At 41.5% G+C, this 18,818-nt stretch carries 15 protein-coding genes; 2 read left to right on the top strand and 13 right to left on the bottom strand.

The window, feature by feature from the left end:
• Nucleotides 1-104: 104 nt before the first annotated feature.
• The 12 genes from L4D20_RS13230 to L4D20_RS13175 all read right to left on the bottom strand — a co-directional run bounded on the left by L4D20_RS13230 (nt 105) and on the right by L4D20_RS13175 (nt 15,456).
• Entirely contained in the window at nt 105-1,478 is a 1,374-nt protein-coding gene (locus L4D20_RS13230; protein WP_428802062.1) for an O-antigen ligase family protein, read from the bottom strand.
• A complete protein-coding gene (locus tag L4D20_RS13225; protein WP_428802061.1) occupies nt 1,478-2,959 on the bottom strand; it encodes a lipopolysaccharide biosynthesis protein in 1,482 nt (493 codons plus the stop codon). The genes L4D20_RS13230 and L4D20_RS13225 overlap by 1 nt, the downstream gene beginning before the upstream one ends.
• 10 nt (nt 2,960-2,969) lie before the next feature.
• Nucleotides 2,970-4,169 (bottom strand): glycosyltransferase family 4 protein, encoded by a 1,200-nt coding sequence (locus L4D20_RS13220; protein WP_428802060.1) that lies wholly within the window; start codon nt 4,167-4,169, stop codon nt 2,970-2,972.
• 10 nt (nt 4,170-4,179) lie between these two features.
• Entirely contained in the window at nt 4,180-5,373 is a 1,194-nt protein-coding gene (locus tag L4D20_RS13215; protein WP_428802059.1) for a glycosyltransferase, read from the bottom strand.
• Nucleotides 5,374-5,528: 155 nt separating this feature from the next.
• A complete protein-coding gene (locus L4D20_RS13210; protein WP_428802058.1) occupies nt 5,529-6,602 on the bottom strand; it encodes a glycosyltransferase family 4 protein in 1,074 nt (357 codons plus the stop codon).
• Nucleotides 6,583-8,046, bottom strand: a complete 1,464-nt coding sequence (locus L4D20_RS13205; protein ID WP_428802057.1) for a sigma-54-dependent transcriptional regulator — start codon at nt 8,044-8,046, stop codon at nt 6,583-6,585. Before L4D20_RS13205 ends, L4D20_RS13210 begins: the two co-directional genes overlap by 20 nt.
• Before the next feature lie 185 nt (nt 8,047-8,231).
• On the bottom strand, nt 8,232-10,583 hold the full coding sequence (locus L4D20_RS13200) for an ATP-binding protein (protein ID WP_428802056.1): 2,352 nt from the start codon (nt 10,581-10,583) through the stop codon (nt 8,232-8,234).
• Nucleotides 10,584-10,618: 35 nt separating this feature from the next.
• Entirely contained in the window at nt 10,619-11,422 is an 804-nt protein-coding gene (locus L4D20_RS13195) for a phosphate/phosphite/phosphonate ABC transporter substrate-binding protein (RefSeq protein WP_428802145.1), read from the bottom strand.
• Between the two features lie 30 nt (nt 11,423-11,452).
• The gene (locus L4D20_RS13190; protein WP_428802055.1) at nt 11,453-12,139 is read right to left on the bottom strand and encodes a P-loop NTPase family protein; all 687 of its coding nucleotides are present in this window, start codon (nt 12,137-12,139) and stop codon (nt 11,453-11,455) included.
• Nucleotides 12,139-14,190 carry a polysaccharide biosynthesis/export family protein gene (locus tag L4D20_RS13185; protein WP_428802144.1) on the bottom strand — a complete coding sequence of 684 codons (2,052 nt, stop codon included), beginning with the start codon at nt 14,188-14,190 and terminating at the stop codon, nt 12,139-12,141. The genes L4D20_RS13190 and L4D20_RS13185 overlap by 1 nt, the downstream gene beginning before the upstream one ends.
• A 67-nt stretch (nt 14,191-14,257) precedes the next feature.
• A complete protein-coding gene (locus tag L4D20_RS13180; protein WP_428802054.1) occupies nt 14,258-15,091 on the bottom strand; it encodes an OmpA family protein in 834 nt (277 codons plus the stop codon).
• Nucleotides 15,092-15,135: 44 nt separating this feature from the next.
• Nucleotides 15,136-15,456: an STAS domain-containing protein gene (locus L4D20_RS13175; protein ID WP_428802053.1), complete on the bottom strand. Its 321-nt coding sequence runs from the start codon at nt 15,454-15,456 to the stop codon at nt 15,136-15,138.
• Nucleotides 15,457-15,744: 288 nt separating this feature from the next.
• On the opposite strand from L4D20_RS13175, the gene L4D20_RS13170 reads away from it, so the two are divergent.
• Nucleotides 15,745-16,587 carry a DNA ligase gene (locus L4D20_RS13170; protein ID WP_428802052.1) on the top strand — a complete coding sequence of 281 codons (843 nt, stop codon included), beginning with the start codon at nt 15,745-15,747 and terminating at the stop codon, nt 16,585-16,587.
• A gap of 118 nt (nt 16,588-16,705) precedes the next feature.
• Here L4D20_RS13170 and L4D20_RS13165 read toward each other — a convergent pair whose 3' ends face one another.
• The gene (locus tag L4D20_RS13165; RefSeq protein WP_428802051.1) at nt 16,706-18,076 is read right to left on the bottom strand and encodes an MATE family efflux transporter; all 1,371 of its coding nucleotides are present in this window, start codon (nt 18,074-18,076) and stop codon (nt 16,706-16,708) included.
• A 124-nt stretch (nt 18,077-18,200) separates the two neighbouring features.
• On the opposite strand from L4D20_RS13165, the gene L4D20_RS13160 reads away from it, so the two are divergent.
• Nucleotides 18,201-18,809 carry a riboflavin synthase subunit alpha gene (locus L4D20_RS13160; protein ID WP_428802050.1) on the top strand — a complete coding sequence of 203 codons (609 nt, stop codon included), beginning with the start codon at nt 18,201-18,203 and terminating at the stop codon, nt 18,807-18,809.
• The last annotated feature ends 9 nt before the right edge of the window (nt 18,810-18,818 follow it).

The raw sequence follows: 18,818 nt of genomic DNA, 5'->3' as shown, positions 1-18,818 counted from the left end.
ATGCAACTTAATGATTCTCAAATTGAGAATTGTTTTGCATAGTTAATTTGGGCAATTCCAGGCCTAATTGCTAATTGCTAATTGCTAACTTTGGAGTTTGGATTTTAAGAAGCTTGGTTCTCATTGATTTGAGTCTGAGTAATATTAGCGACCGCAACGGTGAGCGCGGCAAGAATATAAATCGGCCAGTTAAAACCTTGGGTAAGAAATGTTCCTGACACAATGGTGCCGATAAGCCCAGCGTAAACAGCATTAGCGGCAACGATAAGGTTAGCGGAATAGTGATCTGGATTCTTAGCTATCGCTGCTAGGGTATTTCTTGCGCTCAATATTAACGAAGTAATGAATCCAATAAATACAATAAGCCCTAAAAAGCCCGTTTCGGCTAGTACACCAAACCATGTGCTATGAACGGCGTGGTTTAGGCCATCCCAATGTGGGCTATAAAAAAAATAATTCGCATAAAAATTATCTATTCCAACACCTGTTAGTGGATTATGCAGTGCCATTTTAAAGGCCGCTTCCCATGCGTATAAACGACCCATTGCTGACTCATCAATTCCTTCCTCTGCTGCGCCTCCAGATGACCTATCGGAAATGCCCGCTACAAAATAGAGAATGATACCTGCAATAGCGCCAAGTGAGATAAGCAATACTTTTGAGCGAATTAATTTAAGTGCATAAATACCAATAACGGCAATTGACCCCAATAAACCACCACGACTTTGAGTCGCGATGATTGCGCTCATTAATAAGCAGGTGGTGATTAAGGCGATAAGTCGACTCGGAATTGGAACGCCTTTGGTCGTAACAAGTGCAATTGAGAACGCAAGTGGAAACATCAGAACTAACGATAGGTCATTTGGATCCCCCAACATTGATCCAATACTGCGGCCAATTGATACTCTTGTGCCTTCTACTAGGTCGATTCCATTGATTGAATTAAAGATAGCGACGCTGGCAATTAACGCACCTGAGAGTGTGATCAGGATAGCGATACGACCAATGTTCTTATTGTTGTTCACAAGCCACGCGATAGCGAGCGTCATGACAATGATCTTCCAATACACAGATTTAAAGCTCGCGATGGCGATACCAGGACTAGAGGCAAACAGAATTCCAATAATTACGAGTACCCAGAAGATAGAGAGCCAAGTAAACGAGCGATGCCAATACACCTTAATCTGCTTACTTACTAAGGTATGCCAAAGTAGTGCTGAAAGTGCACCTAGGGATAGCATCAAAGGGATTTTTAATGAGTAGAGAGCAGGAATGGCTTCGTGAATACGAAAAAATGAAAAAAGTACAAACAACGTCACCAACCAAAAGGTTTGGCTTAATACAAACAGGGCGCCTAACGGGATAAGTGCAAGAACGATGGGAATAACGGGGTGAGGTACAAAATACCAAACAACGCTGATCACACAACACAATAATGAGATGAATAATGTTGAGAGATAACGTTGTTTGGTTGTCATTACAGTCCTCTAATCACGCTCGGAAAATAGCGGGAAAGGTTAGGTAATTCAAATGCATCTAAGAACTTGAATCGATATGCGACCGCCAAATTAAATATAGCACCAAACAGAGCAATCAGGATTAACCATAGAGGGTGCTGATTGAAAAAGCTTAACGCTAAGCAACTGAGAGTGTTAATTAAAATCAATAGTATTGCAGAGTACTGGTAGGGCAGTTTGATTAACCGCTGACTAAAGTAGAGAATCAGTGTTGCTCGAGTTACCTGAGCAATGGCAATGGATACTATGATCCCCCAGACACCATACCCCACTAGAGCCCAACATAGCCCAAGGCCCCCTACGGTACATGCACTATTGATCATTAATATCAATTGGGTCTTTTTATGTTGCAGAATACCTATATTGACTAGGTCAGACAGTTCTTTAAATAAGGCAATCAGTATCACCCCTGAAAGTAACTCGGTTGCGGTGATATAGGCTTGAGGAAGTGTCCATGCGATGAATATTTGGCTCGCGCTGGCGACGGTTATAGTCAGGATCGAGATATAAACCAATCCACATTGCGTCACTTGCGTCGTATAAGACTTACCTTGATACATCAGTGCATTAAAGCGTTTTGGCATCCACCACATACTAAAGGGCTGAATAAGAATACACATTGCTAACGAGAACTTTGCAGCCACCGAATAAAGACCAAGAACCTCGATAGAGAAAGAATAGCCAATAATCCATTTTTCAGCGCCTGTTAACCCAAAAGCTACAAGTGTAGAAAGCATTAAAGGTATAGAATATTTTAGTAAGCTTTTTAGGTTCTTAAGGCCGGCCCACACCCAAGTGAATTGATTGACTCTGTGTAGTATCACGAGTTGAAATACACCCGTTAAAACACCGATAGCATAGATATATGTCACGACAGGAGCGGTATAAAGAACAAATATAACAGCAGACACCTGTAGAACACTGCTTAACACACTGATGACAAAGAAAACGTTCGCGCGGTCTTGAAACCTCAACCATGCCATACTGATCCCTAACGCACTCTCAAACCCCAGCACAATACAAAGCAGTGCTATATCTGTTGATGTGAAAATGGATTTAAGTGAAGGCAGCATAAACAGAAGAACAGTGACTAACGTCGCGACGATAAGCGATAACAAAACAGCATAGGTGTAGAGTTCACTGACCTTATTAAATTGTTCGATCTTACATTTTAGCTCTCCAACAAAGCGATAAAGGTTCTCGTGCATGGCAAACCCAACAAGCAGACTTAGGAAAACGGTCGTCGTTGCCAGTAGCTCTAATTTACCAAGCTGCGCAGGTGATAAGAACTGCGCAACGATGGGCAGCATAATAAGGGACATGCCTTTTACAAGAAATATACTAACCGCGTAAATAAGCATATTTTTTAGCGAGTTAGGAATCTTATTGAATAGCCCCTTATTAAGAAATGTTTTATTAAGAGACATTTTATTAAAAGACATGGTAATCACCTTAACGAATAGCTTTCGTTGGTATAAGTGATGGTTCCTCATTGATAAAGTCAGGATGGTTTAATCCATTAACAAGAGAACGATAGCAATTTTCAGCTTGGTATTGCTTGGCCACGTTAAAGGCTTCACTGCCCAGTGTTTTTATTAAATCGACGTCCTGAGTCGCACGCGAAATCGCTTCGGTTAATGAGCTAACACAGTTAGGTTCATATTTAATACAGTTCACATTATGAGTTAGTACTTGGTCCCAATATGCGTTGTCTTCGGGAATGATGATGCACATTCCAGCGGCCATAGCCTCAAGGATCGATAGGCCGAACGGTTCATTACGGCTTGTTGAAACGAATATATTGCTACGGCTACGAATTTCGTCGAGGTTTTTGGGCTCTTGATACCATTGAACATGCGGAAGCAGAGTTGGTGCATTACATGTTGGCAAAGAGGTATCAATCGGGCGAATGAAGCAGATATTCGCTGCGAACGGTGATTGTTTATCTAACTTTTTTGCCGACTCGGTGAGCATGTCCAAGCCTTTCCACTTAAGCAGTGATGCGCACCAAAAGATAGTCGGGAAGTCGTACTGAACTCGGCTAGGCCAATGCATGTTAGATATACCATTTTGAAAACTTTGATAATTTTCACTTAATAAAAGGTAGTTGCTAAGTGCATAGGCATCGACGCCTGAAAGCTTCGTTCTCAGGTAATGGTTTAGTGCTTTGTAAACGCTATTCTTGGCCGAAGATAGATAATAGACACGGTCAGCAATTGTAAGGCAGTATCCTACCGAACGTGATTTCTCTATCGGTCCGTGAATTAGCTGAATAATAGGGATGTTGATGAGTTTTTTTACAATGTATAGAGACATATCAACACCAGGACCAGAGTTCCCTATGAGGGCTGTGATTTTCTCGCTACGTAACCATACCGCCAAAATGAATAGCGTGTAGATACACTGTTTTAGCCAATAACCTAATCCATTATCAACTTTACTTAACCCTGCAATTGAGGGAACGGTTATTACGTTGACTTGATGCTGTTTACAAAAATCATCGTTAGACCATGACTCTTTATGCGCAGTTAAAATTGTATATTTTGAATGGTTTGGGTTGGTGAGTAGCAATGCTTCTTTACTCGCGATTTTTGAGCCACCAAGAAACGCAACAGGATCAAATATAAGGTAATGATTCATTGGGATATTCATAGCTATTTCCTTATGCGATACGATTTGCAAGGAACGTTCTAATTGGGCTAATTGCTTGCCAAAAAGAGGTCGTTGGTTGCTGATTTTCGGAAATAGCTTGAACGTAGATCTTCTCAATTGCTCGAGCATTGTGAGTCGCGGTATGAGTTTCTAAGATGTGCTCTTTAGCTCTAAGACCAATGGTCTTGGCACTTTTTCTGTTTTTTACGACAGCACGCATGGCGTTAACGATAGGACCAGTCCCGTTATTTTTGTAAAACACAGCGTTATTCTTGTGAGTCAAAATCTCTGGAATACCACCTTCAAATGGCGCAATAACGGGCAGAGCCGCAAGGGCTGCTTCTGCAACAACAAGTCCGAACGCTTCTTGACGAGCGCCACTTACAAATCCATCAACGCCCTTTAACCAACCTTGTACGTGTCTTTGCTCACCCACAAAGTGGACGTGGTCTGATAGGTGTAAATAGTCAGCTTGCTGTTCTAGATTTGCTCTTTGTGGTCCATCACCGATAACAACTAAATGAACGTTTGGATACTCTAAAAGAAGGTGGCGAAGGGCAAGGAGTAGACGGTCAACGCCTTTACGGTGAATAAGGGAGCCTACCGTTGCGAACGTGAAGGCATCTTCATCGATATTCAGTGCTTTCTTAACATCGACAGGGGCTTGATTTTCAAGCCTTTCGACATCAATTCCGTTGTGTACGATAGATAGACGTTCTTGTGGGTATCCATCTTTAATCAGTTGATGAGTGATCGCTTTACTTACCGCAATGATTTTTGGTGAGAAATGCAGACCTAGAGTTACACGGTCACGTGCAGGGTAGTCAGAGTGAAGCTGAGTAACCATAGGGGTGTTGGTCACTTTTGCTACGGTATACATCCACTGACATGGCGCTCCACTATTAACGTGAATTAAGTCAATGTTTGCTTTTGCGATATATTGTTTTGCTTGTTTTACCTGACGTAACCACGCTCGTACATTGAAACGAGGCGAAGACCAACCTAGTAGAATAGAAAAAGATTCTAGTTCACTGTGAATTCCTGCATTAATCATTTCGTCATGCAGTGAAGGGTTGTTGGTTAAGATAAACGGAGTGAAGCGACTACGATCAATATTTGAAACCAAATCAAGTAGACACTGCTCGCTACCACGAATCCAGTCATCTCCATAATGTACAAATAAAATATGCTTAGTCGTCTTCATATTGTTACCCCTTTAGTTTCAATCTGAAATTGAGTTTTTATTTCTATAGGGATAACTGCAATAGAGGTGCCAACTATTTGCGGAGGCTAAGTTGTTGATTTGTGGTTGTTAGTTGGTTGATTTTTTTTGTAGGAATTGATTTCTCAAATTGAGAATCAAATTTGATAGATATCTAAAAGCTGCGGGAGCACACTTTTTGTCGAGTAATGTTGCTCAATAGTCTGTTTTGCTGCATGTCGAATTTTCTGTTTATCGCACTCGCTCATCAATAGCCATAGTTGTAATTGTTGTTGAAGATCTCCTTCGTTATCGACAATAAACCCATTGTTTTGATGTTCAATTAATTCGCTTAGATCCCCGACATTCGTACAAAGAAGGGGGATACCACGCGCCATCGCTTCTAACCCAGCCATGGGAAGACCTTCATATCGAGATGGAATAACCAATAAATCTACATTCTTCCAAATTGATTCCATATTCGATTGGTGACCATGCAAGGTGAGATTACTTGGGCAACGACTAATTAGGTCACACTCCATTGGCCCGCTTCCGTAACAGTGAAACTCATGTTCAGGATTTATTATGGCCAAATTAAGAAATCGGTCGGGGGCTTTTTCATGGCTCAAGCGCCCTACAAAAGCTATTTGACTGCCTTTAGCACAATCAATATTTGTTGTGTCTATAAAGTTATTAAGGGTATACGAGTGAGAGGGTAGCTTTCTTTTGATTAGCTGACTGACGGATAAACGAGCGTCTGAAAAAAAAGCACTATATCGATCAATAAAATCGTATAGCCAGACTTTTCCTTTTGGTGTTTCACCCGCATGAAATGTTGAGATTTGCTTAAATGGGCCGTCATGTATCAGTTTACGAGCAAGGCGGCTATAGATGCTCGCTTTGTACCCATGGGCATGAATCAAGTTGGGTTGGTACTTTAAGATAGCTTGCTTTAGCGACTGATAAACGCCGCTAGAAGGGAAGGCGTGATTGAGATAGAAGTAGCTAATTGATGCCTTTTCTAGTTTATCGGCAAGCTGCGCTTGTTCACCGTAATGCGCAATAAAAACAACTGAGACATCAATATCAAACTTTTTAAGTCCGTTCGCTAATTCAAAAACATGGGTCTCAATGCCACCAAAGGCAAGGCTATCTATTAATAGCCAAACCTTTTTCATTTTAAATGAGTCTGAAGTGAAAGAAGACACTAAATCAGACGGTGCTGTGTTCATCTTCAGATTCCCATGCCTGTTTCTTACGGTAGACAGTAGAAGGGCTGAGTTCTAATAAAACCGCTGCATTAAGAACATTTCCATCGCAAAAATCAATCGCGTTTTGTATCGTTTCTCGCTCGATTTGCCACATTGGCCTGATCGCTCCGCCATGGGTCGGGGGCTGCACACCCATTGTGTCTGGTGTACTTGGTGCCATTAGGGCTTCTTGCGCTGGTGACGGTGCTAGAGAAGGTGGTGCAATGGACTCTGGCCTTGGAGACGTTGTCGCTTTATGTTTAAGGATCTGCTCTGGTAGATGAGCAATAGAAAGCTTTGATTCATCGTTGAGAACCACAATATTTCGAATAATATTTTGAAGTTGCCTAACGTTACCGGGCCATTGGTATTTTTTCAACAGTGCTTCAGCATCGTTGTTAATACCTGAGAATTTTTTACCATCCTCTTTCGCGTAGAGTTTAAGGAAGTGATTAGCCAATACTGCAATATCATTGCCTCTTTCACGTAAGGGGGGCATCTCGATAGGGACAACATGAACACGATAATAGAGATCTTCTCTAAATCGACCTTCCTCGACTTCCACTAATGGATCTCGATTGGTCGCACATAAAATACGAACGTTAACTTTGGTCTCTTTGGTTGCACCTAACGGAGTAAATGTTCCCGTTTGTAAGAAGCGCAAAAGCTTCTTCTGCATTTCTAAGTCCATTTCACAAAGTTCATCAAGGAACAGCGTTCCACCATCTGCTTGCTGTGCTGCACCCTTGCGATCAGTGCTTGCCCCAGTAAATGCGCCTTTTACGTGGCCAAAGACCTCACTTTCCATCAAATCTTTAGGAATTGCGCCGCAGTTGATGGCGACAAAAGGCATCTTTTTACGTTGGCTCTCTTTATGGATAGCTTCAGCACAAACTTCTTTACCAGTACCGCTTTCACCGTTAATAAATACACTAGCCGTTGTCGGTGCGACAGAGTCAATGACCTTGTACACCGCCTGCATGGGTAGGCACCCACCAAGAAAGCCGTGGAATCGTTTTCGGTCAAACTTAGTTTCAATATCTTCGACTAAGTGTTCTAGTTTTGCCTGCTTTAAGTGAAGGGTTATAGAAGTTTTTAACCTATCGGCTTTGATAGGTTTTTCCAGGAAGTCTTTCGCCCCTTTTTGAATGAGGCCGACAGCAATATCCACTGAACCATGCGCAGTAGCAATAACGGCAGAAGTAGGGATCTGATTTTCAGATATCCAGTCTAATATATCTTCGCCAGACATATCAGGAAGCTTTAAATCCAATATGATGAGATGAGGGACGTTACGTTCTATAAAGGCTATCGCTTCTTGTCCGGTTTCTACGTGAAACAGGTCGTAAGGTTCGTCCTTAACATATTGTTTATAAAGTACAGCGAGAGATGTTGAGTCTTCTACTAGGAGTACCTTTGGTTTCATTGTCGACGTCCTTGTTATTATTTTATGAAACATATTACTTATAGTAATTAACATAACCTATAAAATAAAGGAACCATCCAATATTCAATCTGTTACATGATTACTATGTCTTTATCAAATAACGTATCTGTATAGAAAAATGTTCCTGCTGCAACTCGTGGTCTAGTACAGAAAACGCTCAACCTTTAGCTTGAAGAGGTGACAAACCCAAGCTCTTTTCTAGCGATGATTGCCTTAATCGATTTACTAGCGATACTTTGCAACGTTGGAATTAAGTCGAAGGCGTGAGCATTTTTCTTCTCCAAACATAATTTTTCTATATCGCGTGATATTTCCGAAAGAGAACGGTTACCTAGAGCTAGAGATGAACTGCCTAACGTATGCGTTTCGAATTCGAGTTGGTCGATGTTCTTATCCTTAGATGCTTGAAGGATGTTATTAAGACGAACTTCTGTCTCTTCCAGGTAGTGGTCGATAAGAATAGGTATAACTTCTGCACTCGTGTCTTCGATCATTTGTATCAATATGGTTTCGTCAACGAACTGAGCAATGTTGATATCATTGACCTCGTTATCATTCACTTTTTCAACAATAGTTTCTTCAACACTATCTTCTTCAATACTATCTTCTTCAACAATAATAGTTGGCTCGGAAACTGTCGTTGTTACTGCGTCATCTATCATTAATACCTCGGCTGACTGAAGCTTATCTGATAAGAATAAGTTAATTTTTTCAATTAGCTGAGATAAACGTACAGGTTTTGATAAATAATCTGTCATACCAGCAGAAATAAAGTGTTCTTTGTCTCCGCTAAGTGCGTGGGCAGTCAATGCAATGATAGGAAGTGATTGCATTTTTTCGTCGTCGATAGATCGAATAATGTTTGTCGCTTCAATACCATCCATCTCTGGCATGGAAATATCCATAAACACAATATCGTAAGTATAATTCTTGATTTGCTCGACGGCTTTAGCGCCATTATCTACAATGTCGATGTCAACACCGGCATGCAAGAACATATTTTTGATGACGAGTTGATTAGCTTTATTGTCTTCAGCAACAAGTATTCTTGCATCTTTAAGCTCTTGTGCGAGCACTGGATTTGAAGGGGCGACATGACTGACAAGCGAATCAGCGAGTTTTAAATTAATAGCGAAGGTGAAGGTACTTCCTTGTTCATACTGGCTAAAGACTTCAATACTACCATCCATCAGTTCACACAGACGTTTACAAATAGCCAAACCTAGCCCGGAACCTTCTTGAGTACGGGAATAAGTTTGATCAACCATCGTGAACTCTTCAAAAAGGTATTCAAGTGACTCTTCTTTGATACCAATACCTGTGTCAGAAACCGTGCAAATAATCTTGCAATCATTGCCTTCAGTCGCCGCATCAATTTTTATGGTAATGTTACCTTCAGTTGTGAACTTCAGTGAGTTGCCAATTAAATTATGAAAGATCTGGCGCACTCTATTCACGTCACCTGTGACCATACTCGGTACCGTACCATCAACAAAACAGTGAAGAATTAGGCCTTTCTTTTTCGCTTCAGGGCTAAAGCTGTCGATGACACTGTTAACACACTCTCTGAAGTTAAATGGTTGTTGCTCTAATAGAAGGGTGTTGGATTCCATACGAGTGAAATCTAAAATATCATTGATTACAGAGAGTAAGAAACCGCCTGAAGTTGTTGCTGTATTAACGAGTTGTTTTTGCTGTTTAGTGAGAGGCGTTTCTTCGAGCAGCGATAAAATGCCGAGCACGCCATTCATTGGTGTTCTAATTTCATGAGACATAGAAGCAAGGAAGCGGCCTTTTGATTCACAGGCATTCTCGGCTTCTGCTCGCGCTGATTTTAAGTCGGTATAACTCTTATTTAATTTGCTCGACATGTTATCAAACGCTCGGGCTAAAGTACCAAACTCATCTTTAGAAGTGTCATTAAGCTGGTAACCCGGCCCTTTTTCACTGAGCATATTAGTCGCAGTTGTTAAACGTACTAGGCTTTTCGTTAGGTAGGTTCCTAAGATAAATGAGAAAATAGCAACAAGAATAACTTCTATGGAGGCGATACCCACAATGGATTTTTGAGCCGTTTCGAGCATGCTACTGATGGCGGCAGTACCAAACCCCATATCGATATGCCCATACTGAGTGCCGCCACTAATAATGGGGACGCGAGTATCAAAAATACCATCAGAGACATTGCTTAATTTGTCATCGATATTCATGTCTCGTTTCAGTAAGTCCATGTCGCCATCACAGGCAAGTACTTTTCCATGTCTTACTATTTTTACGTACTGAACGCCTTCTAACGTCATAAATTCACTAACGAGGTATTCTAAGGTAGCAATATCGGTAGAGAGAACCGCGTCTTTTGTAGCATTAGCAAACATGGTCGCGGTTGAATTAGCGCGTTGTATTAATTGTTTTTCATTTGATTCGGATAGAAATGACATAGAACTAAAAACAAGGAACATAAGTAGTACTATTTCGATCAGTGCTATACCGATTATTGTTTTTGCTCGAAAAGTCATATTTCACCTACCTATGGTTTAAGTTTAGGTCAGTTTTACTGTTTAATCTCATCGATGTTCAGAGCACGTACATCGTCCCAATCACTGTTTGCACCATTTACAAAGCCCTTTATATTGAGAGGCTTTAATAGAGCTCGTCCTTCTTCAGTATCATGAAGCGCAGCAAGTAATGATTGAACTTTTGCTGCCAATTCAGGATCGACTCTAGGGTGATGTGCAACAGCGTGTGGTGTGTAACCTTTAGTGGTGTATATGGGCGTTAATTGATCACGAAGTGACTCATCGATGGAGTTGAATGTGCGAATGATACCGCCACCGGCAGGATATAGACCTTTGACTACGGCGAGATAAACGGAATCGTGAGACGATACATAATCAGGCTCAAAAGTTACCCCTTTTTGTTTAAGTACACTGCGAGTAAGAACCGACGCTGCGAAAGCAGCAGGAGCAGGGAAGGCTAGGGTACTACCGTCTAGTTCTTTTAAGTCTTTTATATTGCTGTCTTTTCTTGCAACAATGATACCTTTGATCTTTTTATCTTTTGCTTTAGAAATAGACATATAGCCGGGATTAGCGCTAAACGTTGTGTAGTGATAAGGATTCATATAGGCAAAGTCATATTCGCTAGCGCTTAAACGTTCTTCAAACATTGGGATATTTTTAGCGGTTGAAAACTCGAACTTTTCCCCTGTGTTTTCTGACAAATACTCCATGATAGGTGACCATAGCTCAGCAAGGCGGCTCGCAGATTGTTGTGGAACGATTGCGAACGTAATCTGGTCGTCAGCAAACACTGGAGATACAAAAGTTATTAGTAATGCGTATAGTATATTTCTCATCATAATCACCTAATTAGTGTTAGTTACTTGTTATGCTGATTGGGATAGGAATTCATTTCTGTTCAGCCAGTTTTCTATTTTTCGACGCCATTTTTTAGGTATAAATGGAATACGTCTAAGTTCTCGAATTATCTCTAAGCTTAGTGGCGGTTGATCTTTGACATTTAACACGGTCCCTAATAAGTCGATTTTTCCGCTTTTTAGCAACTCAGTAGCTTTTCTAATCTGTCCAGCTGACGTCACACCGCCTTTAACAACTAATATCGTTTTATCACAAGCATTCGCGATACTTTGGGCGGGAATGTTACTGCGGTTTATCTGTAAAAGAGGGGAGGTATCGATAATGATTCGGTCATACTGGTCTTCCCACTCCTTTACGGCATGACTCATAAATGCAGGATCTTTGTAGGCAAGTTGAGTCGATTTATCACTTGGAACAACGACGCCGGTGAATAATCGATGGCTATCTACGTGCTCGATCAAATGAGTTCCATCGTCTGTTGCTATTGTGAGCTCTTTAAATGCGGGGTTAAACATATTCAAATCAACCAGTAGTGCGTTATGTCCAGCCAATAGATACCGCTCTGTTAACGCGCTAGCCACTGAGGTAACACCATCAAGAGACTGACAAGCGGTAACACACAGAGACTTACACTCAGCAAGTTCTGCGGATAAATATATTTGCTCAATTTCGGCGTGAGTTGCAGGAATCGTCATTAGAGTGCTCCTATCAACACGATGGCAGTGGTAAGTCGTAGAATGTCTTCTAGTCCAACACGGGCTTTCTCTAGCAAGCTTTGGCTGCGATCAGGGATGAAGATGGTGTCTCCAGCACGTAAAACAGGCAGGTGATAGATATTGGCCGTTTTACTAAACTCAATCAGATCGAAAGTACGAGCCTGTCCTTGGCAGCACGACATGTTAACCACTGATATCTTTTCTAGATAAGCGGTATTACTTGGCCCGCCAGCTTCAGCAAGTATGTCGAGAATGGTCATGTTGTCGTCAAAGGAATAACGACCCGGTCTGTTAACTGCTCCAAGAACTCGAACGGTGGATTCCTTTGATGTATCTAACCAGTTTTTGTTTTTTTCAGGGATATAAATGGTGTCACCGGTTGTGACGCTTGGCAGTAAATTCTCATCACCGGTTTCAAAGTACAGTGACAAATTGAGTTTACTGACTTTCGAATAAGTTTTATCGCGATGAGTGACTCGAATATTATGAATGTCAGCCTCTTTCGTTGGACCATCAGCAGCGGCCAAAATATCTAAGAAATGCATCTCTTTAGTAAATCGAAAACGTCCGGGAGTATTCACTTGTCCAAAGACATAGATAGAAGCATCGGAACTTTGGCGCACCCACTGAGCTTTATTGTCAGAAGGGTCTCGGGGTAAATCATGAATACGTACAATAGAGCCAGCAGCAATAATTGGAAGATCGTTTGGCGGCGCACCATTAAGGATAAACGCATCAAGGTCAAACACGATAAGTTCTTGCTTATGATCGATAACTTCAATCTTAGTTGTGTCGGCTCTTAATGTAGGGCCGCCAACATGCGATAGTAAATCCATTAGGTTCATTTCGTCTGACCACTCGATACGGCCAGGTCTTACTACTGATCCCATCACGTTAACAGCGCGACTAGGGGCGACCTTTAACCAAGATTTTTCGTTCATATCCGTTTTTTCAGGAACAAATATCGCGTCACCCGGGTTAATTTCTGGAGGCAATGAGTTGATTAGCCCTTCGGTGTAGGCGGCTAAATCAAAGGGGATGACTTTACCATTCGCTTTAATGATACGAATCTGGCGTGATTCAGCATACCGGGTAGGGCCACCTGAATTCGCTAATATATCCATAAAGCTTGCACCAAGCTTACCTTCGAATGCGCCAGGGCTCTTAACTTCTCCCATAACGTACACAGTATTGGCACCTGATTTTATTTCTTCTTCCTGTTTTGGAACAAAAACGGTGGCACCGGGCTTTAGCTTGGGAAGAAGAGTAGAATCGCCACTATCTAAATAACGCTTTAAATTGAATAGCTCTGGTGTGGTGTCTGTGATGATACGAATTTGCTCTACACTGGCATAACGCGTTACGCCCCCAGAGCGCATCAGGATATCAACCAAATCCGTTCCTTCTTTGTAAGAGAATGAGCCGGGTGCATGAACTTCACCAAAGACTTTGATTGCGCTTCGTCCATCGGCGCTGTCACCTGAATCGGCAAGTTTCGCAGGATCGAAATCTTGCTCGATATTACTAACGAGTGGAGAGGCAGGAACGAAAAGAGTATCAAGCGATTGTAGAGCAGGAAGTTGAGATTCATCACCCGTGTCTAAAAAGGCTTTGTAATTGAAGGCTTGTTTGTTACCACCACGTTTAAGCAGCATATTGTTAAGCTGTGCACCGGAACGTAGACCTCCGGCAGCGTGAAGTGCCATTTGAATATCGGCACTTTTAGATAAGGTATATTCGCCAGGAGATTTAACGTACCCCTGAACAGAGACCAAAATCTGCTGTTCAGCTATGAAGACAGAAGCGTTGGATAGATCACGAAATACGGACTCTAGCGCACCTAAAACGGTTACTTCTAACTGTTCTTCATCGTAGCCAGCTACAAAAATCGCACCGACTTCTGGTAGCGTGATTCTTCCGCGCTTATTTACCTGAAAACCACGGTTTAACGTACTTTCGCCAGGCAAGTTTACCTGTATTAGATCGCCAACTTGTACGACTTCGTTCCCGCCCTGTAAATCACTGTCCATTTCACTAGAAGCGTAACTTGTTTGGAATCCAAAGACTCCAACAAAGCAAAGTAAAAATAATGATAGATTATTCATACAATCCTCCTAGTGGTGCATCTGCTGAGTAGTCTTGCGTCGAAATTATTTCAATACTGACTCGACGGTTCGTTAACATGACTCCAACAGAGTCTCCTTCAAATAAGGGTAAATCAGACCCTAAAGAGTGGGTTGTAATACGAGTAGCTTCTAAACCAAATATGGTTAGGTATCGTTTGACCTGTTTCGCTCTGCCCATCGCTAATGCCTGATTATGTTCATCGTGGCCTCTAGCGTCTGCATGGCCCGTAACCGATAACTTCAGCATGGTGTTTTCTACGAGAATATTGGCGGCTCTCGCAAGGTGGCCCATATATTTTGGGTTTATCTCTGTTGAATCTAATGCAAACTGGTTATCGACGTTGAGTAAAGCAAACAATTGGTCAATAACAGCCAGCTGCTGATTTAACTGGAATTCACTTTTAGGGGGAGTACAACGAGTTTGAGAGGTGACGTAATCAAGCTGTACTTCTAATTCGTGCAAACGTTTTCTCTGAATCACTAAGTCATTAGCAGCATCAAGCAATAACCCACCTTCAAGTTCTCGCGCAATTCTGTTTTGTTTTTCAATTGCTTGTACAACAGCTGCTGGAAAACACCACTTTGCTCCCTCTTGAATTAGTGCATCAAGGTGAAGCTTTGTTAACTGCCAATCAAATCTAAGACCATGCTCCGGCCCCAAAGGTTCTGTTGGCATCACTGGCGAAAAAGAAGCGGCGACATAATCTTCTGCTAAGCCACCTTTTCCGCTTTCGGGGTAGCTAGTGCAGCCCCCTAAAAAAGTGATGGATATAACTATAGCTATGTATACTTTAAGTCCATTCATGCCAACGTCCGTTTTTATAATAATTATTAGTAGTATAGTTATGTTTAGTGAGTATTTGAGTTAACTGGTATTGCTTGGCTTATACGCAATAGATTGATTATTTCTAAAGGCTGACCAGTTACGTTTTCAATACGCATATTTCGTTCACGTTCAACGAGTCGTTTGTAAAGGTAAACCAACGCACCAACACCTGATGAATCAAGGAATTCAACTCGACTGAAATCTAATTCAATTTCACTATGCAGGTCATCTGTTATCACTGCATCAATGTGAGGCTGTGCATCACGACTACCTTCAGCGTCAAGGTTACCGACAATTTCTAATGTAAGAATAGTTTCGTTTGCTTCAACAGTACGTAGTTCCATGATGCTATCTCCTATGCGATTTATTCTAATACAGCAGGTTCTGTGCCAATGTATAATAGCTTTATATTCAATACGTTAGAGATCTAGTTGCGAGTATTCTCAAATTGACAAATGACATTCTCAAATTGAGAATCATAAGTAGTGTTGAGAAATCGCTTCAAATATGATGAAACTAAATCATCATCATCGATGATTAGTATGAATCAAGTCGCACTGATGAATTACATTAATGAAGTGCTGTGACATTTCCTGTAAGAATGATCCTAGTCATTAAACAAGGAGTGTTTTATGCGATTGTCTTTTATCTCAATAGGTATTTTGCTAGCGGTCAGTGGTCCAGCCATCGCAGACGTCGGCTATGATTTGGGTGTAATGAATGCGCACAGTTATAAGTCTGGAGTTGATATCTCTGAATACTGGAAAAGTGAAAAACTTGACGGTATTCGCGCTATATGGACTGGTGAGATATTGGTAACACGACAAGGTAATCGAATATACCCACCTAAATGGTTTACCGATCCATTACCAGCTCACGCACTAGAGGGAGAACTTTGGGCGGGCCGAGGAAACTTTCACATCGTACAGCAAACCGTAATGGACCGTGTCCCATCAGATTCTGCATGGAAGCAGATCGACTACATGCTGTTCGACATCCCTCAAAGTGCAGGTGACTACCAGAAGCGATATTACAATCTAATACATTGGGTCGATTCAAATCCGTCATTACATCTAAAGTACGTAGAACATACACCTATTGCTTCAGAAACTGAGTTATTTGGCTACCTAGATAACGTAAGCAGTAATAAAGGCGAAGGAATAATGCTGCGCAAGATCACCAGTCGATATCAAGCAGGGCGCAGCAATGACATGCTTAAATTGAAAAAGCACGAAGATACGGAAGCGATAGTGGTGGGGTATAAGTTAGGTAATGGTAAATATAAAGGCTTAATGGGTTCATTGAGAGTAAAACTAGAATCGGGAAAAGAATTTTACATAGGCAGTGGCTTTAGTGATGAGCAAAGACGGAGCCCGCCTAGTATCGGATCGACAATTACATTTCGTTATAACGGAATGACACAAAATGGGATTCCGAAATTTGCACGTTATTTAAGAGAACGAGAAGGGTATTAGTGAACAGATAGCAGTATTTTTTAAGGATTACCTAATACGTAATCAAAAACTAATAAAGCCCAGATCTCATTAAATCTGGGCTTTATTACATCGTGAGTGGTAACTGATAAGTGTTAAGTTATTTTGATGCAAATGTTAGTTGGACATCATCATCTTGCTTATGCATCCAGTGCAGTCTTATACCCAACATCAATGCGGCTGACGATAGACCAACAATGAACCCAATCCAAAATCCATGAGCGCCCATTGGCTCAACTATCCAATCGGTCATACCAAGTATATAACCAGTCGGTAATCCAAGTATCCAATATGCGATAAAGGTACGATTGAAAATCGCGGTCATATCCTTATAGCCACGCAGTGCACCTGCGGCGACTACTTGAATTGAATCTGTACACTGATAAACCGCCGCGAACATCAGTAATTGCATTGCTATAGTGATAACGGCTTTATTATCCGTATATAGATAAGAGATGTTCTCTTTAAATATAATGGTTAACGTTGCAGTTAATATCGATAAGGCGAGGCCAACAAATATGCCGACACGAGATGCAATCATGGCACCTTCCGTATCTTGCTCACCAAGTTTATGGCCAACACGAATACTAACTGCAGCACCGATACTCATAGGTAACATGAACACGAGCGATGAAAAGTTAATCGCGACTTGGTGCGCAGCAACAACCAATGCCCCTAATGGCGCGACGAGTAGAGCAACGACAGCGAATAGCGTTACTTCAAAGAACATTGCCGCTGCAACAGGGAAGCCGAGTTTAAACAAACGTAAGATTGCTTTGGGTTGAGGTCGGTGAAATTGACTAAATAGCTGAATGTGAGCAAGCCTTTTTGACGTCACCACATAAAACAGCAACAAGGCAAACATTAACCAATAAACGATTGCCGTCGCTACACCACAGCCGACGCCACCTAGCGCAGGGGCACCAAATTTACCGTAAACAAAAATCCAGTTAAGTGGAATGTTAACCAATAATCCAATGAAACCGATAACCATTGCTGGTTTAGTTAATGCTAAGCCATCAGTAAAACTTCGTAGAGCTTGAAACAGCAGAAATGCTGGAACTGCAAATATAACCGCAAACATATAGCCGTTGGTCTTATCAGCCATCACCTGATCTATTTTCATCAAATCCATGATCCATTGCGTCTGAAGCAGCACAATAATGATAGGGACTGAAGTGAAGAGCGCTAAAGCAATACCCTGATGTATTTCAAACGGAATCTTAACTTGACGACCGGAACCGTTAAGTTGAGCAACGACGGGAACGATCGCCATTAACAGCCCGATGCCAAATAGGATAGAAGGCAGCCAGATACTTGAGGCTATAGATACCGCAGCCATATCAATAGCGCTAACGCCGCCGGCCATAATGGTATCGACAAAGCTCATTCCAGTTTGTGCGATTGAAGCAATGAAAACAGGCGTCGCCAGTTTAACTAAGTTAGATGTTTCTTTTTTATAACGATGCACAAAGACTCCGATAAGAGAAAGAAGAAAAAAGAGTCCACCGACGAAGAATTATGAATCTTGGTGTTGTCGGGCATGATAAAGAAATGTAACACTAAGCTCCATAAAAAACTCATGGAATCTACCGATGTTTACGGGAATTGTACAAGGCACAGCAAAAATCGTTTCAATTGAGAAAAAAGAAGAGTTTCAAACTCACACTATTTCACTCGCGGAAGAAAGCAGAGTTGGCCTGACTATAGGTGCATCAGTTGCTCATAACGGATGTTGTTTAACGGTAACCTCGATTGAAAATGAATTGGTCAAGTTTGATTTAATGCAAGCAACGCTTAAGTTGACTAACCTCGGTGAGTTAGCAGTCGGTGACTCTGTAAACATAGAGCGAGCCGCTAAATTTGGTGATGAAATTGGTGGGCATTCAATGTCTGGGCACATATCGCTAACCGCAGAGATAGACGAAGTGATTAATACACCGAACAATCGCACATTATGGTTTAGAATTGATAGATCAGCAATGAGGTATGTTTTAGAAAAAGGTTATGTTGGTCTAGATGGCTGTTCATTAACGATTGGAGAAGTCGAAAGTGATCGTTTTAGTGTCCACCTCATTCCAGAAACACTTGAACGTACGTTGTTTGGCGAAAGGAAAGTGAACGATAGAATTAATGTAGAGTTTGATCCGCAAACACAAGCTATTGTTAACACCGTTGAGCGTGTATTGGCACAGCGCCTTTAATCATCGTCA

The organism is Vibrio kyushuensis (assembly GCF_050337325.1).
Classification (GTDB): Bacteria; Pseudomonadota; Gammaproteobacteria; order Enterobacterales; family Vibrionaceae; genus Vibrio; species Vibrio kyushuensis.
The sequence above is the reverse complement of the archived record's forward strand: the minus strand, read 5'-3'. Positions and strand labels throughout refer to the sequence as shown.

Excerpts from the sequence above, each read along its gene's own strand:
- L4D20_RS13210 (WP_428802058.1), bottom strand. The coding sequence starts at position 6,602 with ATGAACACAGCACCGTCTGATTTAGTGTCTTCTTTCACTTCAGACTCA.
- L4D20_RS13190 (WP_428802055.1), bottom strand. The coding sequence starts at position 12,139 with ATGACGATTCCTGCAACTCACGCCGAAATTGAGCAAATATATTTATCC.
- L4D20_RS13185 (WP_428802144.1), bottom strand. The coding sequence starts at position 14,190 with ATGGACAGTGATTTACAGGGCGGGAACGAAGTCGTACAAGTTGGCGAT.
- L4D20_RS13180 (WP_428802054.1), bottom strand. The coding sequence starts at position 15,091 with ATGAATGGACTTAAAGTATACATAGCTATAGTTATATCCATCACTTTT.
- L4D20_RS13200 (WP_428802056.1), bottom strand. The coding sequence starts at position 10,583 with ATGACTTTTCGAGCAAAAACAATAATCGGTATAGCACTGATCGAAATA.
- L4D20_RS13215 (WP_428802059.1), bottom strand. The coding sequence starts at position 5,373 with ATGAAGACGACTAAGCATATTTTATTTGTACATTATGGAGATGACTGG.
- L4D20_RS13175 (WP_428802053.1), bottom strand. The coding sequence starts at position 15,456 with ATGGAACTACGTACTGTTGAAGCAAACGAAACTATTCTTACATTAGAA.
- L4D20_RS13220 (WP_428802060.1), bottom strand. The coding sequence starts at position 4,169 with ATGAATATCCCAATGAATCATTACCTTATATTTGATCCTGTTGCGTTT.
- L4D20_RS13170 (WP_428802052.1), top strand. The coding sequence starts at position 15,745 with ATGCGATTGTCTTTTATCTCAATAGGTATTTTGCTAGCGGTCAGTGGT.
- L4D20_RS13205 (WP_428802057.1), bottom strand. The coding sequence starts at position 8,046 with ATGAAACCAAAGGTACTCCTAGTAGAAGACTCAACATCTCTCGCTGTA.
- L4D20_RS13230 (WP_428802062.1), bottom strand. The coding sequence starts at position 1,478 with ATGACAACCAAACAACGTTATCTCTCAACATTATTCATCTCATTATTG.
- L4D20_RS13225 (WP_428802061.1), bottom strand. The coding sequence starts at position 2,959 with ATGTCTTTTAATAAAATGTCTCTTAATAAAACATTTCTTAATAAGGGG.
- L4D20_RS13160 (WP_428802050.1), top strand. The coding sequence starts at position 18,201 with ATGTTTACGGGAATTGTACAAGGCACAGCAAAAATCGTTTCAATTGAG.
- L4D20_RS13195 (WP_428802145.1), bottom strand. The coding sequence starts at position 11,422 with ATGAGAAATATACTATACGCATTACTAATAACTTTTGTATCTCCAGTG.